General features: G+C 61.6%; 5 protein-coding genes. 4 read left to right on the top strand and 1 reads right to left on the bottom strand.

Going from position 1 to position 6,438, the window contains the following annotated elements; translation table 11 throughout:
• Both ACIQ3A_RS06370 and priA read left to right on the top strand, forming a co-directional pair.
• Positions 1–124 (top strand): uroporphyrinogen decarboxylase family protein (locus tag ACIQ3A_RS06370; protein ID WP_396430911.1); only part of this gene is annotated, 124 nt, incomplete at its 5' end.
• Between the two features lie 397 nt (positions 125–521).
• Positions 522–2,642, top strand: coding sequence for a primosomal protein N' (gene priA / locus ACIQ3A_RS06365; RefSeq protein ID WP_396430909.1), 2,121 nt, complete (start codon positions 522–524; stop codon positions 2,640–2,642).
• Positions 2,643–2,758: 116 nt separating this feature from the next.
• Here priA and ACIQ3A_RS06360 read toward each other — a convergent pair whose 3' ends face one another.
• Positions 2,759–3,727 (bottom strand): AEC family transporter, encoded by a 969-nt coding sequence (locus ACIQ3A_RS06360; RefSeq protein WP_108407631.1) that lies wholly within the window; start codon positions 3,725–3,727, stop codon positions 2,759–2,761.
• A gap of 188 nt (positions 3,728–3,915) precedes the next feature.
• Between ACIQ3A_RS06360 and ACIQ3A_RS06355 the strand changes: the two genes are divergently transcribed.
• Both ACIQ3A_RS06355 and ACIQ3A_RS06350 read left to right on the top strand, forming a co-directional pair.
• The gene (locus tag ACIQ3A_RS06355) at positions 3,916–6,003 is read left to right on the top strand and encodes an ATP-dependent helicase (RefSeq protein ID WP_396430908.1); all 2,088 of its coding nucleotides are present in this window, start codon (positions 3,916–3,918) and stop codon (positions 6,001–6,003) included.
• Positions 6,000–6,434, top strand: a complete 435-nt coding sequence (locus tag ACIQ3A_RS06350; RefSeq protein WP_396430907.1) for a hypothetical protein — start codon at positions 6,000–6,002, stop codon at positions 6,432–6,434. The genes ACIQ3A_RS06355 and ACIQ3A_RS06350 overlap by 4 nt, the downstream gene beginning before the upstream one ends.
• The last annotated feature ends 4 nt before the right edge of the window (positions 6,435–6,438 follow it).

The following is a 6,438-nucleotide window of genomic DNA, read 5'->3' as shown; positions in this document are numbered from 1 at the left end:
CAACACCGGGCCGACGCACATCTTCAACCTGGGCCACGGCATCAGCCAGTTCACGCCGCCAGAGCATGTGACCGCACTGGTGGAGACCGTGCACAGCCATTCGCGCGCGCAGCGCCAAAAATGAGCACGCCTTCTCGCAAGTTTTCAGCTTTAGCACAATAAAAACAGCGTTTCAAGCTCTTTTTTGCAAAATAAATGGTCTGAGACGCTTGACTTATGCACAAAATTGAAATCTTCGACTTGCCTGTCCAGTGGCCTGCCTGGCCGTAAAATCGGTGTATTTACCACCACGCAAGTTATTGATTTCATTGAACTTTTTATCTTGCCCATTGGATGTGCAATTTGTTGGAAGGCTTGATTTTCAAGGCTTCCAGAGCATCGAGGTCAAGTTTTCAACAAAGTTATCCACAGATTTTCTGGGTCACCCCCAAAATGCTGAAAAATCAACGACTTACATCCCGTTCCAAGAATTCAGCTAACTTTTTGCACTGACGATTTTGCTCAAAAGTACCGAGAACAACGTGAGCGACCACCACTGGATCGATGTCGCCGTCCAGACCCCTGCCCACAGCCAGGTGGGCGCTTTACTAAGCTACCGCAGCCCCTTTTTGGTGCAACCTGGTCAACTGGTGCGCGTGCCATTGGGGTCACGCGAAGTGCTCGGCGTGGTTTGGGCCGTGCTGGATGCCGCGCCCACCGGCATGCCCACATCGGCTGTGCGCGATGTGCTGGGGGTGCTCAGCGAGCTGGCACCTCTGAACGCCGACTGGCGGCAGTTGGTGCAGTTCTCGGCCCAGTATTACCAGCGCTCCCTCGGCGAGGTCGCCCTGTCGGCCCTGCCCCCGCAACTGCGTGACCTGACGCCCGAGCAATTGGCGCGGCGTCTCAAAAAGCAAGCTGCTGATCGCAAAATTCAAACTGTGCCAGGCCCCGCCTTGTCGGAAGAGCAAAGCACGGTCCTCGCCAAGATGGCTGGCGGCATGGGTCCGTTTCTGCTCTTTGGCAGCACCGGCAGCGGCAAGACCGAGGTGTATTTGCAAGCGGTCGAACGCATGCTGGCCCGCGACCCGCAAGCCCAGGCACTGCTGATGGTGCCCGAGATCAACCTGACGCCTCAGCTCGAAGAGCGGGTGCAGGCCCGCTTCGGGAACGAGGCGGTGGTGTCCATGCACAGCGGCATGACGCCTGCGCAACGCCTGAAAGCCTGGCTGGCCGCCCATGCGGGCCAGGCCCGCATCGTGCTGGGCACCCGCATGGCCATTTTTGCGTCCATGCCGCACCTGAAACTGATCGTGGTCGACGAAGAACACGACCCCAGCTACAAACAGCAAGAAGGGGCCCGTTATTCGGCCCGAGACCTGGCGGTGTACCGGGGTCGCCTGCACCAGGCCCCGGTGCTGCTGGCTTCGGCCACGCCCTCGCTCGAAAGCTGGCACCTGAGCCGCCCAGCCGACGAGGACGGGCAGCACGGTGGGCGCTACATTCGACTGCACATGCCCTCGCGAATCGGTGCAGGTGGCGGCACTGGCCTGTTGCCCAAGGTGCGCCGGGTGGACATGAACAAGCAGCCACGCCGCACCGTGCTGTCGGCGCCGCTGGTGGCCGCCTTGCAAGAACGGGTAGAGCGGGGCGAGCAATGCATGCTGCTGCTGAACCGGCGTGGCTATGCCCCGGTGCTGCACTGCGCCGACTGCGGCTGGAAGAGCGCGTGCAAGCACTGCAGTGCGTTCAGGGTTTTCCACAAAATTGACCGCACTTTGCGCTGCCACCACTGCGGCCTGACCGAGCGCGTGCCCCGGGGCTGCCCGGACTGCGGCAACGCCGATATCGCCCCGATTGGCCGCGGCACCGAACAATTGGAAGAGCACCTGGCTGAACTGCTGGCCCACGTCAAACGCCCCGATGGCTCACCGATACGCATTGCCCGGATTGATGCCGACACCACCCGCCTGAAAGGCGCACTGGAAAGCCAGCTGGCCTCGGTCCACTCGGGCGAGGTAGACATCCTGGTGGGCACCCAGATGATCGCCAAGGGGCACGACTTTCGGCGCATCACCCTGGTGGCGGCGGTCAACCCGGACACGGCGCTTTTTTCGAGCGACTTTCGGGCCCCCGAGCGGCTGTTTGCCTTACTCATGCAGGCGGCCGGGCGTGCAGGGCGCGATGCGGCCCATAGCGCCAGCAGTGAAATGTGGGTGCAAACCTTTCACCCACAGCACGCCCTGTTTGAAGCGCTCAAAAAGCACGACTACCCGGCCTTTGCCGCCAGCGAACTGGCCGAGCGCACCGCCGCAGACCTGCCTCCCATCAGCCACCAGGCCCTGCTGCGTGCCGACGCCCGCAGCCAGGAAGCTGCTCAGGCCTTGCTGAACGCCGCACGCGAAGCGCTGGAACTGCAACTCAGCGCGGACCCGGCCACGTCCGGCCTGGTGCTGCAAGTCAGCGTGTACCCGGCCGTGCCCATGAGCATGCAGCGCGTGGCCGATGTGGAACGCGCCCAGATGCTACTGGAAAGCCCCTCTCGCATGGCGCTGCAAAAAGCGTTGTGGCATCTGCATGGCGTGCTGCACCAGCTGCGCAGCCAGCCCGAGCACAAAGGCGTGATCCGCTGGCTGGTGGATGTGGACCCGCAGGCGATTTGAACGCGCTGAACGCGCCACCTGCATGAAGCGTCATGCTGCATGCGTCAGGCGTCATGGGCCATGCGTGATGCGTAAGGCAGGTACTGGCGGGGCCAGGCCGCCCAGCACCTTCGACCTCAGGCCTTGAAAAAAGCCACCGCGCCAGAGAACGTCAAAAAAGCCACCGCCGTGGTCATCAAAATGACCCGGGCAATGCGGCCGTTGTCAGCCCCCAGGCGCTCGGCCAAAAGTGACACGTTGCTGGCACTGGGCAAGGCTGCGACCAACACCATCACCTGCAGGGCAAACGGGTCAATCCGCACGCCCCACTGAATGGCGGTCAACCCCACCAGCAAGACCAGCACCGGGTGCAGCACCAATTTAATCAATGAAATCGGCAGGTAATCGGCCATGCGCAAAGGGCCCTCAGGGCGTTCGTGGGCCAGCATTTGCGATCGGGCCAACACCGCGCCAATGGTGAACAAGGCCACGGGCGAGGCCGCGTCGGCCAGCAAGCCCACCGTTTTGGCCACCGGTCCGATCAGCACCAGGTCCCAGAAAGAAAACGCCGCGCCCAAAGAAATGGCCCACGGCATCGGGTTGCGCAGCACCCCCGCCAAGGCCTTGCGGGCAGCCACCGCGGCACCGTGCTCCCCGGCCGCATCCATGCGCGACAAAGCCACGCACAAGGATGAGGTGAACACCAGATCGACCACGATGGTGACGATGGCCGGGCCCACCGCCTGCGGGCCGAGCAAAGCCACCAGCAAGGGCACCCCCATGAAGCCGGTGTTGGGAAATGCAGCCACCAACGCCCCCAAAGACGCATCGTTCCAACGAATGCGCCGGTTCAGGCTGATGGCGATGCTGAACCCCACGATCACAGCAGCGCAAAACAAATAGGTGAAAAACACCCCTGCATCCAGTAACTGCGCAATGGGTGTGTCCGAACCAAAGCGGAACAGCATGCACGGCAAGGCAAAAAACAGCACAAAGCCGTTCAGGCCCGGAATGGCCTCCAAAGGCAAAAACTTCAAGCGGGCCGCCAGGTAACCACACAAGACCAGGGCAAAAAACGGGAAAGTGACGCGCAATATTTCAAGCATGGGCCTGATTGTCGGGTAAACCAGTAGATCTCCAGGTCACAGGGTCGACATGACCCATCTAACGATCCTTTTCAACTGCCCAGGGAGAGGGCGGCCTCAGCCCTCAACGCTTACTCAGGCCTGGCCCAGGTCCAGCCCGCTATGATGGCCGGCTTTGCCCTGATTCCTCGTCTTCTAACGCCCCCTCCATGTCTGCCGGACTGAACAACGCCCAACTCGAAGCCGTGAACTATGTGTCTGGGCCCTGCCTTGTGCTGGCCGGGGCCGGGTCGGGCAAGACGCGGGTGATCACGCACAAGATCGGGCGTCTGATGGAAGCAGGGCTGGAGCCGAAGCGCATCGCCGCCATCACCTTCACCAACAAGGCCGCCGCCGAAATGCGTGAGCGCGCCAAGCAGCTGATTGGCCGCGCCGCCAAGGATGTGCTGATCTGCACCTTTCATGCCCTGGGCGTTCGCATCATGCGCGAAGACGGTGCGGTGCTGGGCCTGAAACCCCAGTTCAGCATCATGGACGCAGACGACGTGACCAGCATTCTGAAAGACTGCGGCGGCACCACCGATGCGGCCACGGCCAGGCAGTGGCAATGGACGATCAGCCTGTGGAAAAACATGGGCCTGAATGCCGAGCAGGCCGCGGCACTTGCCCCCGACGACAACGCCCGGGTGATCGCCCGCATCATGGCGCTTTACCAGGAGCGTTTGAGCGCCTACCAAAGCGTGGACTTTGACGACCTGATCGGCCTGCCCCTGAAGTTGCTGGCCGAGTTTCCGGAGATACGCGAGCGCTGGCAGACCAAGATGGGCCATGTGCTGGTGGACGAATACCAGGACACCAATGCCACGCAATACGAGGTGTTGAAACACCTGGTAGGTGAACGCGCCCGCTTCACAGCGGTGGGCGACGACGACCAGTCCATTTACGGCTGGCGCGGCGCCACGCTGGACAACCTGAAACGTTTGCCGCTGGACTTCCCGCAGCTCAAAGTCATCAAGCTGGAGCAGAACTACCGCTCCACCAGCGCGATCTTGCGGGCGGCCAACAACGTGATCCAGCCCAACCCCAAACTGTTTCCGAAAACCCTGTTTTCAGAACTGGGTGAAGGCGAACCAGTGCGCGTGGTCAACGCCGTCAACGAAGAGCACGAGGCCGAGCGCACCATCTCGCGCATCCAGTCGATCCGCAGCGGGCATTCGCTCGAATCCAAGCACCGCGAGTTCAAGGACTTTGCGGTTTTGTACCGCGCCAACCACATGGCGAGGCCTTTTGAGCAGGCCTTGCGACGCGCCAACATTCCCTACAAGGTGTCAGGCGGGCAGAGCTTTTTTGACAAGGCCGAAATCAAGGACCTGTGCGCCTGGTTTCGTTTGTGGATCAACAACGACGATGACCCGGCTTTTCTGCGCGCGGTGACCAGCCCCAAACGGGGCATTGGCCACCAGACCCTGGGCCAGTTGGGCACCTTTGCCACGCAATACAAACTGAGCCTGTTTGAGTCACTGTTTGCGGGCAGCTTGCCCAGCGCAGTCAATGCCCGCTCTGTGGCAGGTCTGCACGAGTTTGGCCGCTACATCAACGACCTGGAACACCGCGCCCGCCACACCATGGGCAAGGAAGCGGCCCTGGCCTTTTTGCTGGAATGGCTGAAAGAAATCGGCTACGAGCAACACCTGTACGACGGCGAAGACAACGAAAAAGTGGCCTCGGCCCGCTGGACCAACGTGCTGGAGTTTTGCGACTGGATGGCGGGTCGCTGCGGCGGCGAGATCGAGGACGCCACCGGCGCCCAAGCCAGCGACATCAAAAGCCTGCTCGATGTGGCGCAGACCATCTCACTGATCTCGACGCTGAGCGAGCGCGAGAAAGACCAAAACGTGGTCACGCTCTCCACCCTGCACGCCTCCAAGGGGCTGGAGTGGCCGCATGTGATGCTGGTGGGCGTGAACGAGGGGCTGCTGCCCTTCAAGCTGGGCGATGATGACAAACATTCGGGCAAAAGCGATGGCCCCATGAGCGAAGGCATTTTGCTGCGCTTGCAAGAAGAGCGCCGCCTGATGTACGTGGGCATCACACGTGCCCAGCGCAGCCTGGCCGTGAGCTGGACCCAACGGCGCAAAAAAGGCCGCGATACGGTGGCCGCCCTGCCCAGCCGCTTCATTGCCGAAATGCGGCTCGATGAACACACCCCCAAGGAAGACCCACGCGAAAAGCTCAAAGCCTTGCGCGCCGAGTTTGCCCAGCGTGTTGCCGATGCCGCAGCACAGGCCAAACCATGACACGACAAAAAAGCCGAACCACCTCAGACCGCTGGCTTAGCGCCTTGATCGCCTTGCTGGCCCTCAGCGCCTGCAACCTGCTGCCCACGCGCAGCGCTTGCCCGACGGCACAAGACTTGACGCCAGAGATGCTGTACGGCCAGTGGACCGTGCAGATCGCAGGCGAAATGCCGTGGGCATTGACCTTGGGTCCACACCCGGAACATGCGGGCAGCTTGCGCGGCGAATTGACACAAGGCCAACAACGCCATGCGGTGGTGGCTGACCTGGACGATGGCGACTTCACACTGGAAGAAACCCACGATGGCCAACGCATTGCCGCAACCTGGCAAGGCAGCCTGCCAATTGCAAGCTGTGGGCGGCAAATTCAAGGCCACAGGACACTGGCAGGCCAAAACAGCCGCAGCTTCCTGATCACCCGCACACCTTGACGAA

The organism is Limnohabitans sp., from assembly GCF_044361985.1.
Lineage (GTDB): Bacteria > Pseudomonadota > Gammaproteobacteria > Burkholderiales > Burkholderiaceae_C > Limnohabitans_A.
This window is presented reverse-complemented; position numbering and strand designations above follow the sequence as displayed.

Coding starts and splice junctions, on each gene's coding strand:
- ACIQ3A_RS06350 (WP_396430907.1), top strand. CDS start 6,000: ATGACACGACAAAAAAGCCGAACCACCTCAGACCGCTGGCTTAGCGCC.
- ACIQ3A_RS06360 (WP_108407631.1), bottom strand. CDS start 3,727: ATGCTTGAAATATTGCGCGTCACTTTCCCGTTTTTTGCCCTGGTCTTG.
- ACIQ3A_RS06355 (WP_396430908.1), top strand. CDS start 3,916: ATGTCTGCCGGACTGAACAACGCCCAACTCGAAGCCGTGAACTATGTG.